Source organism: Shewanella glacialimarina, from assembly GCF_020511155.1.
Taxonomy (GTDB): domain Bacteria; phylum Pseudomonadota; class Gammaproteobacteria; order Enterobacterales; family Shewanellaceae; genus Shewanella; species Shewanella glacialimarina.
In genome coordinates this window covers 2,695,741-2,714,939 of sequence record NZ_CP041216.1, presented here as the reverse complement: position 1 = coordinate 2,714,939, position 19,199 = coordinate 2,695,741, and the positions used below count along the sequence as shown (strand labels likewise).

Annotated in this window: 18 protein-coding genes; 9 read left to right on the top strand and 9 right to left on the bottom strand. The window is 41.0% G+C overall.

The genetic code is table 11. The features are described 5' to 3' along the window. Positions 1 to 117: 117 nt before the first annotated feature. From FJ709_RS11790 to FJ709_RS11775, 4 genes are all read right to left on the bottom strand, one after another. Positions 118 to 2,001, bottom strand: coding sequence for a S8 family serine peptidase (locus FJ709_RS11790; RefSeq protein WP_226415961.1), 1,884 nt, complete (start codon positions 1,999 to 2,001; stop codon positions 118 to 120). A 653-nt stretch (positions 2,002 to 2,654) separates the two neighbouring features. Next, on the bottom strand, positions 2,655 to 4,781 hold the full coding sequence (locus tag FJ709_RS11785; RefSeq protein ID WP_404829956.1) for a prolyl oligopeptidase family serine peptidase: 2,127 nt from the start codon (positions 4,779 to 4,781) through the stop codon (positions 2,655 to 2,657). Positions 4,782 to 5,041: 260 nt separating this feature from the next. Further along, positions 5,042 to 5,587: a DUF1415 domain-containing protein gene (locus tag FJ709_RS11780; RefSeq protein ID WP_226410252.1), complete on the bottom strand. Its 546-nt coding sequence runs from the start codon at positions 5,585 to 5,587 to the stop codon at positions 5,042 to 5,044. A gap of 16 nt (positions 5,588 to 5,603) precedes the next feature. Then, positions 5,604 to 6,203: a LysE family translocator gene (locus FJ709_RS11775; protein WP_226410251.1), complete on the bottom strand. Its 600-nt coding sequence runs from the start codon at positions 6,201 to 6,203 to the stop codon at positions 5,604 to 5,606. A gap of 231 nt (positions 6,204 to 6,434) precedes the next feature. Here FJ709_RS11775 and FJ709_RS11770 point away from each other — a divergent pair, with 231 nt between their 5' ends. Beyond that, positions 6,435 to 6,998 carry a DUF4136 domain-containing protein gene (locus FJ709_RS11770; RefSeq protein ID WP_226410250.1) on the top strand — a complete coding sequence of 188 codons (564 nt, stop codon included), beginning with the start codon at positions 6,435 to 6,437 and terminating at the stop codon, positions 6,996 to 6,998. A 109-nt stretch (positions 6,999 to 7,107) separates the two neighbouring features. On the opposite strand, the gene FJ709_RS11765 is transcribed toward FJ709_RS11770, so the two are convergent. Together FJ709_RS11765 and FJ709_RS11760 are read right to left on the bottom strand one after the other, a co-directional pair. Further along, on the bottom strand, positions 7,108 to 7,476 hold the full coding sequence (locus FJ709_RS11765) for a TraR/DksA family transcriptional regulator (protein WP_226410249.1): 369 nt from the start codon (positions 7,474 to 7,476) through the stop codon (positions 7,108 to 7,110). A 191-nt stretch (positions 7,477 to 7,667) separates the two neighbouring features. Next, positions 7,668 to 8,612 carry a tRNA-dihydrouridine synthase gene (locus FJ709_RS11760; RefSeq protein WP_226410248.1) on the bottom strand — a complete coding sequence of 315 codons (945 nt, stop codon included), beginning with the start codon at positions 8,610 to 8,612 and terminating at the stop codon, positions 7,668 to 7,670. A 293-nt stretch (positions 8,613 to 8,905) separates the two neighbouring features. Between FJ709_RS11760 and FJ709_RS11755 the strand changes: the two genes are divergently transcribed. The 7 genes from FJ709_RS11755 (at position 8,906) to FJ709_RS11725 (ending at position 16,068) form a co-directional block, all read left to right on the top strand. After that, complete coding sequence (locus tag FJ709_RS11755; protein ID WP_226410247.1) at positions 8,906 to 9,319, top strand: HvfA family oxazolone/thioamide-modified RiPP metallophore; 414 nt, start codon at positions 8,906 to 8,908, stop codon at positions 9,317 to 9,319. A gap of 94 nt (positions 9,320 to 9,413) precedes the next feature. Further along, positions 9,414 to 10,271, top strand: a complete 858-nt coding sequence (locus tag FJ709_RS11750; RefSeq protein ID WP_226410246.1) for an HvfB family MNIO-type RiPP peptide maturase — start codon at positions 9,414 to 9,416, stop codon at positions 10,269 to 10,271. Further along, positions 10,271 to 11,041: an HvfC family RiPP maturation protein gene (locus FJ709_RS11745; protein ID WP_226410245.1), complete on the top strand. Its 771-nt coding sequence runs from the start codon at positions 10,271 to 10,273 to the stop codon at positions 11,039 to 11,041. The genes FJ709_RS11750 and FJ709_RS11745 overlap by 1 nt, the downstream gene beginning before the upstream one ends. A 364-nt stretch (positions 11,042 to 11,405) precedes the next feature. Beyond that, the gene (locus tag FJ709_RS11740) at positions 11,406 to 11,774 is read left to right on the top strand and encodes a YbaN family protein (RefSeq protein WP_226410244.1); all 369 of its coding nucleotides are present in this window, start codon (positions 11,406 to 11,408) and stop codon (positions 11,772 to 11,774) included. 105 nt (positions 11,775 to 11,879) lie between these two features. Further along, positions 11,880 to 12,431 (top strand): adenine phosphoribosyltransferase, encoded by a 552-nt coding sequence (gene apt / locus FJ709_RS11735; protein WP_226415957.1) that lies wholly within the window; start codon positions 11,880 to 11,882, stop codon positions 12,429 to 12,431. 138 nt (positions 12,432 to 12,569) lie between these two features. Continuing rightward, complete coding sequence (dnaX, locus tag FJ709_RS11730) at positions 12,570 to 15,518, top strand: DNA polymerase III subunit gamma/tau (RefSeq protein ID WP_226410243.1); 2,949 nt, start codon at positions 12,570 to 12,572, stop codon at positions 15,516 to 15,518. A 220-nt stretch (positions 15,519 to 15,738) separates the two neighbouring features. Then, positions 15,739 to 16,068: a YbaB/EbfC family nucleoid-associated protein gene (locus tag FJ709_RS11725; RefSeq protein WP_226410242.1), complete on the top strand. Its 330-nt coding sequence runs from the start codon at positions 15,739 to 15,741 to the stop codon at positions 16,066 to 16,068. Between the two features lie 101 nt (positions 16,069 to 16,169). Here the strand turns inward: FJ709_RS11725 and FJ709_RS11720 are convergent, their stop codons facing one another. Further along, on the bottom strand, positions 16,170 to 16,676 hold the full coding sequence (locus FJ709_RS11720) for a lactoylglutathione lyase family protein (protein WP_226410241.1): 507 nt from the start codon (positions 16,674 to 16,676) through the stop codon (positions 16,170 to 16,172). A gap of 177 nt (positions 16,677 to 16,853) precedes the next feature. On the opposite strand from FJ709_RS11720, the gene FJ709_RS11715 reads away from it, so the two are divergent. Then, a complete protein-coding gene (locus tag FJ709_RS11715) occupies positions 16,854 to 17,750 on the top strand; it encodes a LysR family transcriptional regulator (protein ID WP_226410240.1) in 897 nt (298 codons plus the stop codon). A 79-nt stretch (positions 17,751 to 17,829) separates the two neighbouring features. On the opposite strand, the gene FJ709_RS11710 is transcribed toward FJ709_RS11715, so the two are convergent. Continuing rightward, positions 17,830 to 18,717: a TIGR01777 family oxidoreductase gene (locus tag FJ709_RS11710; RefSeq protein WP_226410239.1), complete on the bottom strand. Its 888-nt coding sequence runs from the start codon at positions 18,715 to 18,717 to the stop codon at positions 17,830 to 17,832. A gap of 82 nt (positions 18,718 to 18,799) precedes the next feature. Beyond that, positions 18,800 to 19,177, bottom strand: a complete 378-nt coding sequence (gene folX / locus FJ709_RS11705) for a dihydroneopterin triphosphate 2'-epimerase (RefSeq protein WP_226410238.1) — start codon at positions 19,175 to 19,177, stop codon at positions 18,800 to 18,802. Positions 19,178 to 19,199 lie beyond the last annotated feature (22 nt).

The following is a 19,199-nucleotide window of genomic DNA, read 5'->3' as shown; positions in this document are numbered from 1 at the left end:
GATACACATGTTGTTTTAACTCAGCCATGAATCAAAAAAGTAAGATTAAAAATGCCGCTTACTTCTAGTCAGAAATAAGCGGCAGTTTCATTTTTAGTTATTAATATTTATCAAATATTAATAACTTGCTACTAAACTTATCCCCGAATAGCTAGTGTATCCTAACATCATTACATGGTAGGTGGTTTCCACTGAAGGGGTTAGTGAACAGGTTTCATTATTGCCATTTTTGTATGGACGGCAATCAAAACTGCTCGTGCTAGGCTGGCTACCGGCTTTAACATATAAATCCGCATCGCCGTTGCCACCACTCATCGCTACAGTCAATGTTTTGTTTGCGGGTACAACGACTTTGTAGAAAGTCTGCGAACTGCTAGTGCCAGTTAGGCCTGTTCTTGGTACGCCATTGACTAGACAATCACTGCCTGAGCAACTGGTGCCGCCTCCTACGCTATAGTCAGCCATTAGGTTAGCATTTGAGTAGGCTGCATAACCTTGTACCATGACATACCACTTACCCGCAGCTGGATTGGTAAAATCACAACTTTCATTATTGCCCGTTTTATAGGGGCGACATTGATAACTATTCACTGTCGGTTTGACACCTTGACTGACATAAATGTCCGCATCACCAGATCCTCCAGCTAATGCAATGGCAAGACTTGAAGCATTTGCAGGCACATCGATGAAATAGTAGTTCGCTGAACCCTGAGCCCCAGAAGTACTAATAGCTTGTCCATCTAAAAGCTCAGTATCTGTTGGCGGTGGGCAATTAGTACCACAACCACCCACTTCGTCTAACGAGAATAGCAGTGTGTTGGGTGAGCCCGTTTTTGCATCAGATACTTTACCGCCACTGCCACGCGTGGTCAGTAAGCTTGTCACTTGAGCTGGCGTCATAGTTGGAGTTTGATTAAGATAAACCGCAGCAACACCAGCTACATGGGGAGCTGCCATTGAGGTCCCGCTGATGGTATTTGTTGCACTATTTGAAGTATACCAAGCTGAAGTAATGCTTGAACCTGGGGCATAAATATCAAGACAAGTACCATAGTTGGAAAAGCTTGAACGGGAGTCAGAGCTTGTTGTTGAGCCTACTGTGACAGCATTGGCTGCACGAGCCGGAGAGTAATTACAAGCATTGCTATTGTCATTACCAGCAGCGACAACAAAGCTGATACCTGCTGCAACAGCAGCATTCACCGCATCATCGGTTGCTTGTGATGCGCCGCCACCTAAACTCATATTCGCTACAGAAGGGCCTGAGGCATTATTTTTAACCCAGTTAATGCCCGAAATGACGCCTGAATTACTACCAGAACCACTACAATTTAGTACGCGGACACCGACGATGTTAACGTTTTTGGCAACCCCGTAACTTGAACCACCAATCGTACCCGCTACATGTGTACCGTGACCATTACAGTCAGTGGCATCAAAGTCATTATCAATAAAATCATAACCACTACTGGCGCGGCCACCAAATTCATTATGGCTAGTCAGTACTCCAGTATCAACCACATAAGCGGTGACACCAGAACCATCGAAATCATAGTGATAGTTATTATCTAAGGGTAAATCTCGCTGATCTATTCTGTCTAACCCCCAGGTAGGATTACCCTGATTACTATTGGCTTCTATTACTGGCGAAATAGACATCATTTGATCTTGTTCTATGTATTTAATTTTGGGGTCATTTTGAAGTTCAGCAATTTGTTTGGCATTTGCATTAATTAATACACCATTTAATGCGCTACCAAAGTTTTTTACTACGCTAATATCGTAGTTAGTGGCCAGTATATTCGCTTGCTGAGTTGAAAAGTCAGCTAATGCTGATACGTCTTGAAGATTTAACACGCTAGGGGTATTAAATACCACGATATAATTATCTTTAATCGCTTTTGAACTGTCGACTAAAAGTAATTCTGCTGCCTTGGATTGAATTGGAAGAGTGCTCAGAGCTGCCAATACCGCAAGGGCTATTTTATGTTTTTGTACCATTTGATTCTCCATATTGTTGTTGCCTCCATGAATGTCGAGACTTATCCAAAATAGATTAAAAAATGACATATTTGTTTCTTTGTTGCGACGCAGTAGTTTGGATTTAGATTAATTGAGTAACAATTTGTTTACATTTTAGGCGTTAAAGCCGACTTGCAGGTTATTTGAATAAATTGCAGTATTAGTAATAAAGTAGGGGGTAGAAATTCGGTTGATTTTGGTTTTATTCAGGAATTAACTTATATATCATGGGTTTAGGTGTTTTTTTGTTATGATTTTGATACTTTTTTGTTAGCCTTAAGGTGGGGTTTTGGGTTTTGTTTTTAAGTTAAAAGTATTAATCTTTTCTAAGGTTGGTTTTTATCTTATATATGAAATGACGTGGCCATTTATTAAAAGGTCATTTTCAATCACAGAGGTAAACATATTTAGTTACTGATAAATATAGGTATTTTTCGTTAACCGAAACAAATGTAATCCCCTTTACTATATTATTATGTTTAAATAATTTGCTCAAAAAAACCAGTCAGTTGACTGGTTTTGTGTTTTGCTGGTTATTATCGATTGCGAGTACAGACTGTTAATACAGCTTGCTAATCACCACAAAAATAGCGTGATTAGCGCCGCAACTATCTGATCTGTAACTTTAGCCGTTATTTCAGCTGCTGTAGCAAATAGGCATACACTAAGCTCGAAAGCTCGGCAGCTTGTTTGTTGTCTGCTGCACCAGCATGACCACCTTCCATATTTTCGTAATACAGCACATCAATTCCCATAGACTCCATTTTTGCGACCATTTTACGGGCGTGCCCAGGGTGGACACGGTCATCACGGGTTGAGGTGGTGAAGAAGGCCTTAGGATACTTTTTGCTTTTATCTAAATTATGGTACGGCGAATAAGTTTTAATATAAGCCCATTCTTCAGCGATATCTGGATTACCATACTCGCCCATCCAGCTAGCTCCCGCTAACAATTGACTGAAGCGTTTCATGTCCAATAACGGTACTTGGCATACCACAGCATTGTATAAGTCAGGGCGGCGAGTCAGGGCTGCGCCCATTAATAGGCCGCCGTTACTGCCGCCTTGAATGCCTAAATGCTGGCTTGAGGTGATGTTTCGGCTGATAAGATCTTCTGCTATGGCTTCAAAATCTTCATAGGCTTTATGACGATTTTGCTTTAACGCCGCCTGGTGCCAAGCAGGGCCATATTCGCCACCACCGCGTATGTTTGATAATACGTACACGCCGCCTTGTTCTAGCCAGTTTTTACCTATGGTTGCTGAATATTTAGGGCGAAGTGAAATCTCAAATCCACCGTAACCGTAAAGTAGGGTTGGATTCTTACCATTGAACTTCAGGTTTTTATCCATCACCACAAAGTAGGGCACTTTAGTGCCATCTTTTGAGGTGGCAAAGTATTGTTCAGTAACAAATCTTTCAGCATCAAACTGCTGTGGCAGCGACTTTAGTTTATTGATCGCTAATGTATTACCTTGCACTTCATACAAGCTAGAAGGCTCGAGAAAGCTGTTGTAATCGACATAGAAATCATCTCTGTCTTGCTCTATGTCAAAAATAGTTAGGCTGCCGTTAGCATCGAATGCCACCGGAGTTTGTACCCAGGTGCTGTCTGCTTTTGGCTCAAAACGTACCAGTTTGCTTTTTACATCTTCCAGGTAGTTAACGTATACCGCGCTTTTGCTAAAAGCGACCTGCGCGATAGCTGAATGGGCATCAGGGGCGGTTAATAACTGGTATTCTGGATTTGCGCTAATAAGAGAGGCGACAGGCGCATAAACGACAGCCCCTTGAGCCAGTTTTTGACTGGTTAGCTCACTTTTAAGTTCAAGATAGATATTACCCTTGAAGTAACCTTTAATTTCAGCGTCTTTGGGAATATTCAATTCAGTGAGTTTGCCTTGATCATAGACAAAGTGACTGGCAGTGTAGAAAGTATGATAATCGCCAATTAACACTATTTTCGATTCACCATCATCCAGTACCTGAGCGCCAGCGGCGACTGAGCTTTTATCTGACTGATAAATAAAGCTGGCTTTATCTAAGGCAGTGCCGCGTTGCCAAAGTTTGACTACGCTAGCATAGCCTGAATCTGTCATGCCTTCGGTGCCGCCAAAATCTGTCGCGACAAAGACTTGATCCTGGTTTAACCAGGTGAGATCAGATTTTGCTTCGGGTAACAAGAAACCATTTTTAATAAAGCTTTTAGTTTTTAGATTAAATTCCCGCACTTCAACCGCATCTGCGCCGCCACGGGAAAGTGATACTAAACACAGCGTATTGTCAGGGGTGTGACAATTAATGCCTTTAAAGACCCAGCTGACATCATCGGCTTTGGCAATGGCATCTATGTCTAAAACCGTTTCCCATTTAGGGTCATCTTTTACGTATTCGGTTAAGCTAGTGCGGCGATATATACCACGAACATGGGTTTCGTCTTTCCAAAAATTATACAGGTACTCACCCTTGCGTTCGGCATAGGGGATCCTGTCTTTACTGTTTAAAATAGCCAGTGAATTATCTACTAAGGTTTCAAAACCTTTATAAGATTTTATAGCTGCTGCGCTGTGGGCATTTTTTTCAGTTACCCAAGCCAAAGGCTTTTTACCTTCGACCTCTTCAAGCCATTGAAAGCTGTCTGTTTGCTCTGCCATTAATGCTGCCTTTACTGGTGTTTGTTGTACTACTTTTTGTTCTGCAAAGGCCGCTGTGGCGGTTATGCTACTTAAGACGCACAGTGAAACGAGTGCCTTATTCATGTCCTTATCCCTTCTGCTACGGTTATTAGATCGGTAATCGCTGACTAAGCTAACCGAATCACGATATAAATCAAACAAGCGTGATGCATTTTTATTGTTATAAAGCTGTAAAGATTTACTGCTTATTGGTTGTTATCCAGCTTATTTACTAGCATGGATTAAGACAATTCATTAGGTGTATTTTTTTAATAAAAAAGCCTCAAGGTAACTCCTTAAGGCTTGGGCTTGACGCTATCGTGACTATGTCGCGATAAGAGAACTTACTGCTGGCACTCTTTAAGCAACTTAATAAAAAACTCGCACCCTTTACGCTGAGCAAATTCGATATTTCGCTCTGGTATTGACTCAGGATCATCATAATCCGCTAAGGCCTTTTCCATACTGGCCTCTCTGATAAGATGCAATGTTGGGTAAGGGGCGCGATTGGTATAATTGGCTGGGCTATCTTGAGGTTCACCATCAAAACAATAGTCAGGGTGAAAACTGGCTATTTGAAACACCCCTTCAAATCCTTGCTCAACTAAAAGGTCGTTGGCTAAATCAACTAGGTCAAGATAGGGATAAAAGCCTTCAAATCCTCGGGGCAAAATAAACAGCGTGGTTTCAATGTCTGGCTGCTGTTCAAGTAAAATACATTCCATCACAAAGGCTTCAAGCACCTTTTTTACTTTAGCTTCTTCACAGGCGTAGTATCTAATGGTGCCGCGCTCCACTTCACGTCGTGCAAATGGGCAAATATTATATTTTACAATTACCCGCTTAACCCAATTTTCTGATTCAGCAATGCATGGATGTAAATCTGACATAAATTAGCCTATCTTTTTAATGATTTGGAATGACCATCGGAATGATGGATGCCACGAGTAATATTGCCATACTGATATTAAATATTCGTTGTTGGCGTTCATTTTTAAGAATGCGCTTTAAGGCGACACCAAAGCCAAGCCAAACGATGGCGCAGGGAAATGCGACACACAAAAACACACCGGCAATAGTGATAACTTGAGCTGTGAGATCCTGGTGTACAGTGGTGAATGTGGCTATTGCGCCCACAGCCATAATCCAGCCTTTGGGATTTACCCATTGAAAAGCCGCTGCCTGTAGAAAGCTAAAAGGCTTACTGATTTTTTTACCTTCCATCTTGCTGCTGCTATTGGCAATAAGCCATGACAGGTATAACAAATAGCTTATCCCTAGCACTTTGATGATGGTATGTAAGATGGGGTAGGTTTGAAATACCGCTGCCATGCCTAAACCTACAGCAAGGATCATTAGCGGAAATCCAAGGCTAATGCCAAGAAGGTGAGGTAAACTTTGTTTAATACCAAAGTTAACACCTGATGTCATTAACATGATGTTATTAGGGCCAGGGGTGATACCTGAAGAGAATGCAAACAATGCAATGGCGAAGACCAGTTCCATTTTGAGTCAATTTATCCGGTTCAGTACATTAATGGCTGGCATTCTAACCAGTAACGTAATGACAATCTAATAAAAAGTTTTACAAGAATAGATACTCGTTAATAAATTATTGTTATCTTAAGTTTATCGGGTTAATTAACTCGGATATTTTTCGCGATTTTGTATCAAACACAGCACTAACACTACACAATGTCATCTGAGTTAAAGGTGGCGAAAATAGGGCCGTTATTTATGTTAAAACACTTTAATCAGCTTATCCTCTCTGTTTGTATTGTTATGCTAACAGCATGTACCGCTTCCAATATCGAGTCGACTCCAACAAGCCGCATTACTATGGTTACTAGCGGTGATTTATATTCTGTTGCCAAAACCTATGCCTGGCATGCAAGCATGTTTTCGGTCCATACAGCCAATAAAATAGATGAACAAACCTTAAAGACTCAGTTACGTGACTCAGTAGATAAGATAATGGCTGAAAAAGGCTATCAGGTGGTTAAAGCTACTGACTCGCCACAAATGACGATTGGTTTTGGTATGGCATTAGCATCAGAGATGAGCGATGCAGAAATATTAGCTAAGGCCGGGTTAGTGCCAGGGCTTGCTACTCAGGGAGTGGATAGCGAACATGAAAAAGGTTCTGTGCTGATAGCCTTATTTAATCCAATCGTCGAACAACCTTTCTGGCGTGTTTTAGCCCAAGGCTTTACCGAACCAGATAACAACATGGCACAAAGAGAAGCCCGTTTTGATAACTTAGCCCGAATGATGCTTAATTCGGTTCCCAAAGCAGATTGAATTAAGCTGTTAAATAGACATGCCAACAAGTAATACTTATTAAAAGGTTTTGATATAAAAATACAGCATTGTTGGTTAACGGTTTTGTTCCAGTGGTATCATCACAATATTAATGGTTTAAACGTAATTCATGCCGATGTTCCTGGTTGTAACGGGAGGCGCAGATACTACAGCGTTGTTCAGTGGGATCGCTTTGTAAGCGTGATGCTTCTATTTCTGATTCACAATCTGAACATAGACCATATAAGCCTAAATCAAGTTGGCATAATGCGGCGTCTAAACGCATTAGGCGTTCAAATGAACCGCAATCGGCCAGCTTTAGTTCGCTGAGATAATCAATAAGGTTAGATAAATCCATTTGCTGAATAATATTGAGCTCTAGATCTGCAAGATGCTGCTGAATAAGCCCAAGACCAATTTCTGATCTAAGCGCTATCTCAATTTTTGATAATTGCGCCCGAATGTCCTGATTTTTCACTACATAACCTTCATTAGAGATAATCAATATAGCATGCCATTTTACGGGCTAGAAAAACCTGAGTTATGATGAAGATCAATTCTGAGTCAGATTTTAGCCATCAAACAGCATGTGTGGATTAAATTTTGTTAATCTACACATGCGACAAAGACAATTACCCGAAAGGTTGGTAGGAGAAAAGTAACCAATATCTAATTGAGTTCGTGTTGTGCTTTGTTTAACACAGATACAATTTCATCGGCGGTTTTAAATACTCTTAATTCACGAAATAAATCATCAGCTTGTGGGTATTGTCTATTCAAATAACAAAACCATTGTTTAATCCGTGCAGGCAAGTAATCTGCTTTTTTACCACTCAATTGTTTATCGGTATAACCGAGCAGTAAATCTAAGGTTTCTGCCCAAGTATAAGGTTGGCTACCATTTTTGATACACGCCCCTAAATTAGGCAATGAAATTGCGCCGCGACCAATCATAATGTCGCTGCAGCCAGTCACTTCCATACAGCGTTTTGCATCGGCTTCATTCCATATCTCGCCATTGGCAATAACAGGTATAGGCAAGCGTTTTTTAACTTCAGTGATGTATTCCCAATAAGCTGGAGGCTTGTAACCATCCACTTTACTGCGGGCATGGATGGCTATTTCACTCGCACCTGCTTCATATATGGCTAGAGCATTTTCCATAAACAGTGACTTATCTTCGTAACCTAAACGAATTTTAGCGGTAACCGGTTGTTCAGCTGGTACGGCTTGGCGCATGGCTTTTACAATATTATGAAGACTATCAGGGTATTGAAGTAAGACAGCGCCACCTTTATTTTTGTTAACAATTTTTGCTGGGCAGCCAAAGTTAACATCTACACCACGGGAGCCAAGTTCAACCGCACGAACAGCATTCTCAGCCATCCACTCAGGATGTTGACCGAGTAATTGCACTCTTACCGGTGTACCGTTAGGTGTTAAACCATTATTGTGCAGTTCAGGGCATAGCTTATAGTAGACTTTTTCAGGTAATAGTTGATCCACCACACGCACAAATTCGGTAACCACTAAATCAAAAGGGTTAATAGTGGACAAAATATCGCGCATCAAATCATCAACTACGCCTTCCATCGGCGCTAATACAAGTCGCACAGCATTCTCACAGGTTAAAAATAAAGGGCGTCATTTTAACCTGAAACTCGGATGATGCCAGTGTTAGTTTTACAGGCTTAAGCTTAAAATTTAAAAACGTATTGAAACCATCAGGATATGCTCTATGATTAAGCAGCTTTGTTAATTCCTAACAGCTTTAGGAATGGCAAATGTTGATCAAGTTAAAATTATTTTAAATTTTTTGAAATTTATTATTTAGTCGCTAGGTCTTTATATGCAAGCCAGCAATGATGTTGGTCATCATTCAAAATTTATTTACAAGGAATCAAAACATGAACTCAATTAAGCAAACTACCTTAGCAGTGGCTTTAGGCGCAGTAGTAATGAGTGCTGGCATGGCAACAGAAGCACAAGCAAACCCATTTGGATTCGAGCAACTGACCCAAGGTTACCAATTAGATGGTGGCGAAGGTAAATGTGGTGAAGGTAAATGCGGCGCTGAGATGAAAAAAACAGCTGAAAAAGCGGCTGAAGGTAAATGTGGTGAAGGCAAGTGCGGCGGCGACATGAAAAAAACTGCTGAAAAAGCAGCTGAAGGTAAATGTGGCGAAGGCAAGTGCGGCGGCGACATGAAAAAAGCTGCTGAAAAAGCAGCTGAAGGCAAATGTGGCGAAGGCAAGTGCGGCGGCGACATGAAAAAAGCTGCTGAAAAAGCAACAGAAGGTAAGTGTGGTGGTAACAAATAACCACAAATTTATCTAAATAATTATTCTCCAAATAAGGCCTGTTTTCAGGCCTTATGTTTATTGTAAATAAGTACTTTGTTGTAAGGATTTGTCTATGTCTGCAGCCCATCAAATAATGCCTAATGCAATGGTAGGTTTAGGTCTTAGGCGGGAAATGTTGGACGAGTTCTGTCAGCTTACTCCTAAAGCAATAGAGTTTTTTGAAGTGGCACCGGAAAACTGGATGACCTTAGGCGGCAAATATGCGCGCCAATTCAAACAGCTTACCGAACGTCATCCCTTCTTTTGTCATGGACTTTCTTTATCTATTGGCAGCCCAGCACCACTTGATACTGAGTTTGTCAAAAATATCAAAACCTTTTTAGACTCACATAAGATTGAAATTTACTCAGAACATTTAAGTTATTGTTCTGGGGCAGGGCATATGTACGATTTAATGCCAATACCGTTTACCGAAGAGGCGGTTATTCACACTGCCAAACGTATAAAGCAAGTTGAAGATATTTTAGAGCGGCCTTTTATTGTTGAAAACGTGTCTTTTTATGCCGCCCCCGGCGCGCAGATGAGTGAGCTAGCGTTTGTTAATGCAGTGCTGGCTGAAGCTGATTGTAAACTGTTGCTCGATGTGAATAACATTTATGTTAATTCCGTTAATCATCAATATGACGCTAATGCATTTTTAGCGGCTATGCCTACAGTACGTATCGCTTACTTGCATATTGCGGGACATTATCAAGAAGATATTGACTTAATGGTTGATACTCATGGGGCAGATATTATCGATCCTGTATGGGCATTATTGCAGGAGTGTTATCGCATTCATGGGGTCAAGCCCACCTTGTTAGAACGTGATTTCAATATACCGCCGACAGAAATATTATTGCAAGAAATCAACCAAATACATGCATTTCAACAGCAAGCAACAGTGGCACTAACAGTGAGGAAAGCCTAATGGAATTTACAGCCATTCAACAGGGCTTTATGAACTACATACGAGATCCTAGTCAGCCATTACCTGAAGGTATTGAGCCGAGACGTATGACGATTTACCGTGAGTTATTCTTTAATAATATTAATGGCTTTATTTCTAGCGCATTTCCGGTTGTTAAAACTCTGTACCATGAATCAAACTGGCTTGCGTTAGTACAACAGTTTTTTGTTGAGCATGATTGTCACACGCCTATATTTATTGAAATAGCAGGCGAGTTTTTAGCATTTTTACAGCAGTATCAATTAAAACCGACTGACCCGATTTTTCTATTAGAGTTGGCGCATTATGAATGGTTAGAATTAGTAGTTGCCACCACTCAAGCTAGCCTGATACAGCAAGCATTAACCATTGAACAGTTAGCGACTTGCCCGTTGCAAATATCAGCCTGTGCAAAAGTGGCGCAATACCAATTTGATGTGCAACATATTAGTGTTGATTATCAGCCAGTTGAACCGCCTGAGCAACCGCAATATTTTTGTGTTTACCGTGACCTTGACGACGAGGTGGCATTCTTACAGTTGAACCCATTAACGGCACAGGTATTAGCATTAGTTGCACAGCGTACCGATTTAACAGGGATAAATCAGCAACAGCAGAACTTCACATTAGCTGAAATAGTCACTTGGTTAACAGAGCAATACCCACAGATGCAAACCGAGGTATTGACCAATGGATGTGTGCAATTGTTGTCGCAAATGGTTGAAAAAGGCATTGTCGTTACCAGTCGATAATATTGACAATAAAGGCCATAAAATATTTAAGGTTTTTATTGTCAATGATTCCCAGTAAAATGCCGCCGTTGTGATCCGGTTCACGTTTTTTGCGTAATATACAACGCGATATGTTAACTGGAACACAGGTCAAACATAACCAAGTACTTTTGCCGAAGGAAATATCATGAGCGAGCCGTTTAAAGATCCATTCAACATTTTTTATTTAATTGGTTTTATTGCTGTTTTACTTATTCCGACACTGCCAGCCACATTAACTTGGTTAAAAATATCTGGCTTAATTTAGACCAGACATTAGGTTATAATAACCAGCAAGACCAGAGCCACTCATGTAGAGTGGTTTTTTATTTTAGGGTGACTAAGTATGATACTAAAGCGCGGCTTATATCTTTGCGTAGGACTACTTAGTTTAATACTTGGCATCATCGGTATTATCCTGCCTGTATTGCCAACAGTGCCTTTTATCCTATTGGCTGCATTTTGTTTTGCGCGTTCAAGTGACAAACTGCACCTATGGTTAATGACACATCCTTGGTTTTCTGAAGCATTACATAATTGGCAAACTAAGCGGGCAATGGATAAATCTTTAAAGCGCCGCGCGATGATAATGACCACATTAAGTTTTGCGTTAAGTATCACCATAGTGCCCATTATTTGGGTGAAAGCGATGCTATTTTGTATGTTATGTGGTTTGTTGCTTTATTTGTGGCAGATCCCAGAGTTAACAGAATAATTGCACAACAGTTGCAAGCCATCACCAACAGGCTTAAGATCGCTTCTATAATTAAAATAGTCCCAAGTGGGGCTTTTTTATTGCAATCACATTTAAAGAGTTCTCATTATGATGAATAAAGACAGTTTAGCGCTGATTAAGCAAAGCATTAAAACCATTCCTGATTACCCTAAAGCGGGCATCATGTTTCGCGATGTCACCAGCCTTTTAGAAAATGCAGAAGCTTACAAAGCCACTATTGCTTTATTAGTTGCACATTATCAATCTAAAGGCTTTACCAAAGTGGTAGGCACTGAAGCACGCGGTTTCTTATTTGGTGCACCTTTAGCGCTTGAGCTAGGTATCGGTTTTGTTCCTGTGCGTAAGCCTGGTAAGTTACCGCGCGAGACCATCAGCCAAAGTTATCAACTAGAATACGGCAAAGACACTTTAGAAATTCATATTGATGCGATAAATGCCGATGACAAAGTGTTAGTGATTGATGATTTATTAGCCACAGGTGGCACAATTGAAGCTACGGTTAAGCTAATCCGCCAATTAGGTGGTGAAGTTAAACATGCAGCCTTTGTTATTTCATTACCTGAAATTGGTGGTGAAGCACGCTTAAAAGGCATGGGCATAGAAGTATTAAGCTTATGTGAGTTTGAAGGCGAGTAAGCGACTTCATCAGCAAGATTAGAATTGTTGATAAAGCCAGCTAATAGCCGCCAAACAATAGCCTGTGGCTGTTTTGCATGTTATTGTTTGGCATAATTAGCGGGATCAATTCCCGAACTGTTTAGCTTGGGGAATTGCATGTCTTATCAGGTGTTAGCCCGTAAATGGCGCCCTGCCAAATTTGAACAAATGGTCGGTCAAGCGCATGTGTTATTAGCGCTGACTAACGCATTAAGTCAGCAACGTTTACATCATGCCTATTTATTTACCGGCACCCGTGGGGTCGGTAAAACCAGTTTGGCGCGCCTGTTTGCCAAAGGCTTAAACTGTGAGCAAGGCGTGACGGCAAATCCTTGTGGCGTATGTTCAAGTTGTGAAGAAATTGCTCAAGGTCGATTTGTCGATTTAATTGAGGTGGATGCTGCTTCACGAACCAAAGTTGATGACACCCGAGAGTTATTAGATAACGTCCAATATCGTCCTTCACGTGGCCGCTATAAAGTCTACTTAATCGATGAAGTTCATATGCTTTCTCGTAGCAGTTTTAATGCCTTGCTTAAAACCTTAGAAGAGCCTCCTGAACACGTAAAATTCCTATTAGCGACAACTGACCCGCAAAAGTTACCTGTGACCGTGCTGTCACGTTGTTTGCAGTTCAATTTAAAAAGCTTATCCCAAGAAGAAATTGCCAAACAGTTAGATTTTGTTTTAACCCAAGAGCAATTACCCTTTGAAAACCAGGCGCTGACGTTATTAGCTAAAGCAGCCAATGGCAGTATGCGTGATGCATTAAGTTTGACCGATCAAGCCATTGCCTTTGGTTCTGGTCAAGTGATGCATCAACAGGTACAAACCATGTTGGGCAGTATTGACCAGCAGCAAGTTATTGCACTGTTAAAAGCCCTGTGTGATGCCGATATTGAACCTTTAATGCAAACCGTTTCCAAGGTGTTAGCATTTGGTGCTGATGCGCAAGAAGTACTGCGTAGCTTGCTAGAATTACTGCATCAAATCACCTTGACTCAATTTGCTCCAGCAGCGGCGCAGTCATCTTTATACAGCGAACAAATTTTGGCTTTTGCCCAGCAAATATCAACCGAACAAATTCAGCTCTACTATCAAATGTTACTGGCTGGACGCAAAGACTTACCTTTTGCCCCGGATCCAAAATCAGGTTTAGAGATGGCTTTATTGCGCGCAGTTGCATTTGTGCCAGAAAAACAAGCTAAGCGCTGGGTGACTGGCACGCCTGCTAAAGTCGATTTGACTGAGGCCGCGTTAACATCGCAAGAGGTCATAGAGACTCGCCCAAAGTCCGCAACTGAAAATGTTATTGAACAACCTTTAGTCGCTGATACTGAAGAAGCGACGGGTATTGAGATCACTAGTTTAGAACACGCCAGTATTGAAAATATTAGTGCTCAAGCCAGTGATACTAAAACAGTGGTTGAGCAAAGCACGCCGTTAGCTGTCCATTCGCACTCTCAACCTCAACCTCAACCTCAACCTCAACCTCAAGATGACCTTGACGATAAGGCTGTCGTTGATAATGAAGATGATGCGGCCGCAGAATTAATTGCCCAGCAGGCCATGGTGCTTAATCAGGCTGAAAGTATGGGTTTTGCTAGCAATAGCACTGCTACCAAGATAATTGACAGTGACAGTGACAGTGACAGTGACAGTGATAGTCAGACTGACATAAGACTTCAACCTGAAACGGAACTGACTATTACAGGTGCAGCTGAGCCTGAATTTATTGATAATAACCAGTCAAGCGATCAACTAAGTGATCAATATTCTACCACCGACTATGGTGACTATAGTGACTATAGTGATATTCAATACGGTGAAGATGACGGTCAAGATAATAGCGACTATGAAGATTATCTTGCTTATAATCAGCACTCTGCTGGAGATGCATCACTTACTCCGCTTCAGCCAACAAAAGGGCTTAAAGCTGATAGTGAACAATTAGATCCATCCGTCAGTTCATCAGTTCAGCAACATGATGACACAATAAACAATACCGATGGATTGGTTGAATTGGATGATGATCCATTAGATGACATTCTCGATCTCGTATTAGCCAGTAGAGACACTTTATTGGCTGAAGTTATTGCCCATAAAGCGCAGGATGAAGTAGATGCTTCACATAAAAAAGCGGCAGATAAACAGCAAGCTAAGCAATCTAAGCTGGGCAGTGTTAGCACCCTTGAGCTTAAAAGTAATGATAAAATAGCACCGCAGCAATCATTGGCCCAAGATGAAGAGCCGCAAACTGTCATAGCAGAGTCTACTTCTTCTGCGACAACAACTATACCAACTCAAAACACTCACGCCCATCAAGCTGATACCGTTTATGACAGGCCACCTTGGGAAGCACCAACAGATGAAGAGCTGGCAGAAAAAGTCCAGTCAAGATTATCGCAAAGTGAGCCTTTAAGTTTACCTTCAGAGCCAGCTATACCGTCTGTGCCAAATGAACCATCACTTGAGCAGCACAAGACGCCTGTTGGTATTGATTCCAATGATACGATAACTAATCATGTCGAAATGGCGGATGTAGATACTCAGCAGCATGCACAAGTTGAACCTGTGGCTGAAACGACACCTGCTATTGGTTACCCCACAGTTATCGGCCATAAAATTACTGGTCATACTGTCGACTTACATTGGTATCAAGTCATGGCACAAGTTAAAGTTGGTGGGCGCGTTAGACAGCTTGGGGTGAATTCTTTGTGTAAAGAGGTATCAAACCCGATACAACTCACCCTAAAACCGGATCAAAAACATCTGTGTGCAGATATTGCTATTGGCCAATTACAAGCTGGGTTATCGGCGTTTTTACAACAAGATATTCAAGTGAATATTGATATTGGCCAAGACTCGAAGCGGGAAACGCCATTGGAGCTACGTAAACGTTTTCACCACGAGTTAGTATTACAAGCTAAGCAATCGATACTGACCGATGACAGTGTAAAGTGGATGATAGATCAGCTTGCAGCTCAATTAGATGACGACTCAGTGGTTTATCCACCTGAGCAGCTTAATACCGTGGCGGAACAAATCCCCGCATTGCTCGGATAAGAGCCTTTCATGGGCAAAAATTCACTTGTTATACAATTCATCGCTTAGATATAGTGAAGTTTGACAATAGCCATTAAGCGTTAACCTTAACTTTGAATAGGTTAGCAAGTTCGCAAATTTATATTAACCCGTTTGCTAATCTGATTAATTTCAGTAAAATCAGGTTAATTTTGGCGACTTGCTATAACTCAGATTATTTAATAGAGAAAGAGAAAAGATTATGTTTGGAAAAGGCGGCATGGGCAACTTAATGAAGCAAGCCCAAATGATGCAAGACAAAATGGCTAAAGTGCAGGAAGAAATTGCCCGTATGGAAGTTGTTGGCGAGTCTGGCGCAGGTTTAGTTAAAATCACCATGACAGGTGCACACAATGTGCGTCGTGTTGAAATTGATCCAAGTTTGATGGAAGACGATAAAGAAATGCTGGAAGATTTAATTGCAGCAGCATGTAATGATGCCGTCCGTCGTGTTGAAGAAAATCAGAAAACTAAAATGGCTGAAGTCACTGGCGGTATGCAATTACCACCTGGCATGAAAATGCCGTTCTAATACGAGTCCATTACCACTATTTCAGTCACGAAATGGTGGTAATAATAAAAAGCTCAAGCCGTTATAGCTTGAGCTTTTTTGATCTCGATTTATAGATCAACCTACTTATTATAAGCACCACTGGCATAATGTAACTCATAGCTGTGGCTGTAAATTTCTAAGATATTACCAAATGGGTCTTCCATATAAATCATCCGGTATGGTTTTTCACCAGGGTAATAGTAACGGGGCGCTTTCATACGTTTTTTACCGCCAGCGGCAACAATTTTCTCTGCTAAACCTTCAACATCAGGGTCTTGAACACAGAAGTGAAATATTCCTGTTTTCCAGTACTCAAAGTTATTTTCTGGGTTTTCCTGATTATTGAATTGAAACAGTTCTACGCCAATTCGGTCACCGGTAGACATATGGGCAATCTTAAATGACTTCCAGCCTGCACCAAACACATCGGTACACATCTCGCCAATAGCACTGTCATCTTCCGTTATTTCAGTAGGCTCCATAATTAAATACCAGCCCAGAACTTCAGTGTAGAATTTTACCGCCGCCTTGATGTCTGGCACTGAAATACCAATGTGTGAAAAACTGCGTGGATAATTGTTTGTCATAAAAACCTCTGCTGTTACGGATGTTTTGTTTCAATGAGGTTAGTGTATTTAAAAATAACTTAACTTAAAAATTATCATAAATACTTATTATAATAATTTTTTGTTATTATGTTTTGTTAGATGTTTATACGGCGCTATATATGAGTTATGTGGTGTTATGAATAGGGAGGTGATGGAATGTTAAATCAACAGTGGTTAACCACGTTTATCTCTTTAGTTGAGCTTGGGCATTTTACCCAAACGGCGGAAAAGCTTTTTATGACTCAGCCCGGAGTGAGTCAACATATTAAAAAGCTTGAACAGCAGGTGGGTAGTGCATTGATTAATCGCATTGGTAAACGATTTGAACTGACTGAAGCCGGTCTAGCCGTTTATCATTATGCGTGCCTAATGCAAAGCCAGCAGCAGGCATTACTTGACAATTTAGCTGTCGATACGCCCTTTTCAGGGGAGTGCAAAATAGGCTGCTCTGGCTCAATGGCGTCTTTGCTATACCCTTACTTGCTCAAAGAGCAACAAAATCACCCAAATTTACGCATGTATTTAGAAGCGGGTCCTAACAAACGAATTATTGAAAGTGTTTTAGCCAATCAATTAGATTTAGGTATTGTTAATCAAAATGTGGTGCAACCTGAGCTAGTGAGTACAGAGATAGGTCTTCAGTCTTTGTGTTTAGTATTGCCTAAAATGGTGGCAGGAAAACCGTATCAACCTAATATCAACTTTGAGTCATTAACCCTGCTGGGGATGATAGAGCATCCGGATGCCAATTATTATTGGCATCAATTAAAGGCCGCTTTTTTTCAAGCCGAATCGGCGATAACAATAAAAACAACAGGTTATGTTAATCAGCTTAATCAAATATTATTACCCGTCGCTAACGGACTTGGCTTTACTGTATTACCTGAGTTTGCGGTAAGAAGTTTTGTGCAACAGGGAGATATTCAAATAGCAAAAAATCAGGATGGACAAGCATTAATCGTTTTTGAGCCATTATATTTAGTGAACAAGCAACATCGTGTACTGGCAACACGTTATCAAAACATTATTCGTTTAATTAAATCGCTAATGTAAGCTTTAGGATAAATTGTTCGCTTACCTGCATTAAACAGATAAGCTTGGCAGCAATGTTGGTTAGCGGATGCCACAGGTATTAGACTATGGCCGCTAATGCTGAATTTACATCGGTGAACTTGAACGTAAATCCTTCTGACAACGCATGGGAAGGCAGTACATATTGACCTTCTGTGAGTAATTCTGACATTTCTCCCATGGCTAACCTTAACGCTAGAGGTGGGGCGATAATTTTTGCTGGGCGATTTAATGCTTTGCCCAAGGCAGATGAAAATTCGGCGTTGCTCACAGGATTTGGGGCAGTGGCGTTGTAAATGCCCCGTGTTGTTGGGGTCGTCAACATCCAAATAATCAATGCCACTAAATCATCCTGGTGTATCCAGCTCATTCCTTGTTTGCCTTTACCAATCGGGCCGCCTAGGCCTAATTTGAATGGGGGTAACATCTTGCTTAATGCACCGCCATTTTTACCCAGCACTATACCAATGCGAGGTATGCATACTCGAGTGGTTGATGAGTCTGCTTCAAGGGCCAGTTGTTCCCATTTTTGACATATTTGATGACTGAACTCATCATGAAATTGGCTATGCTCGTCAACTGGTTCCTGGCCTTGTCTGCCGTAATAACCGATAGCTGAAGCACTAATGAATGTTTTTGGGGGGTGTTGGCTTGAAGCGATTAATTGACTGAGATTTTGAGTGATATCCCAACGGCTATGGCATATGCGGATCTTCTGGTTTTTAGTCCAGCGTTTAGCCACAATCGGTTCGCCAGCCAAATTAATTACCGCATCGAAATTGTTTAAATGGCTCAGCTGGCTAATGTCTTCAATAAAAGTGTGATGAGTGCCTAACACTTTTGCGGCATGATTAATGTCGCGGGAGAGGACAGTTAATTTATGTTCAGTCAGTTTGGCAACCAAGTGTTTGCCAACAAAGCCGGTTGCACCAGTGATTAGTATATTCATATGCCACTCTAGCCAATAATTTAAAATGCAGTATACAGCAATATACGCAGTATAATCTTGAGTTGATCAATACCTAACGTGATCAATACTGTTCAGCAGGCTTTTGATAACAAAGCTCCATTGATACTGAGTCGGCAAATCTAAGCGCATGTGGCTTGTCAATTTCAACACTAGCAAACTCAACCCAATGATGCTCACTGGCTATTTCTAGGGTTTGGTTGGTCAAGTTTTCCAGTAATAAGAAACGATTGTTTTCAATTAAGGCAATGATTTTTTTTGTAATAGTGCGATAATTGAGAGCGTCTGCTAGGTTATCACTATTGCGAGCTTTGTCTGCACAGTAATGAATGATGACATTAATGATGACATCTTGTTGGTTTTGAATTTCATCTTCTTTAATGCCGATATAGGTACGTAAACGAAGATTTTTTATGCGTATAATAGCGGTTTCTGGTTTCATAATATTTTTCTAGTAATAAAGA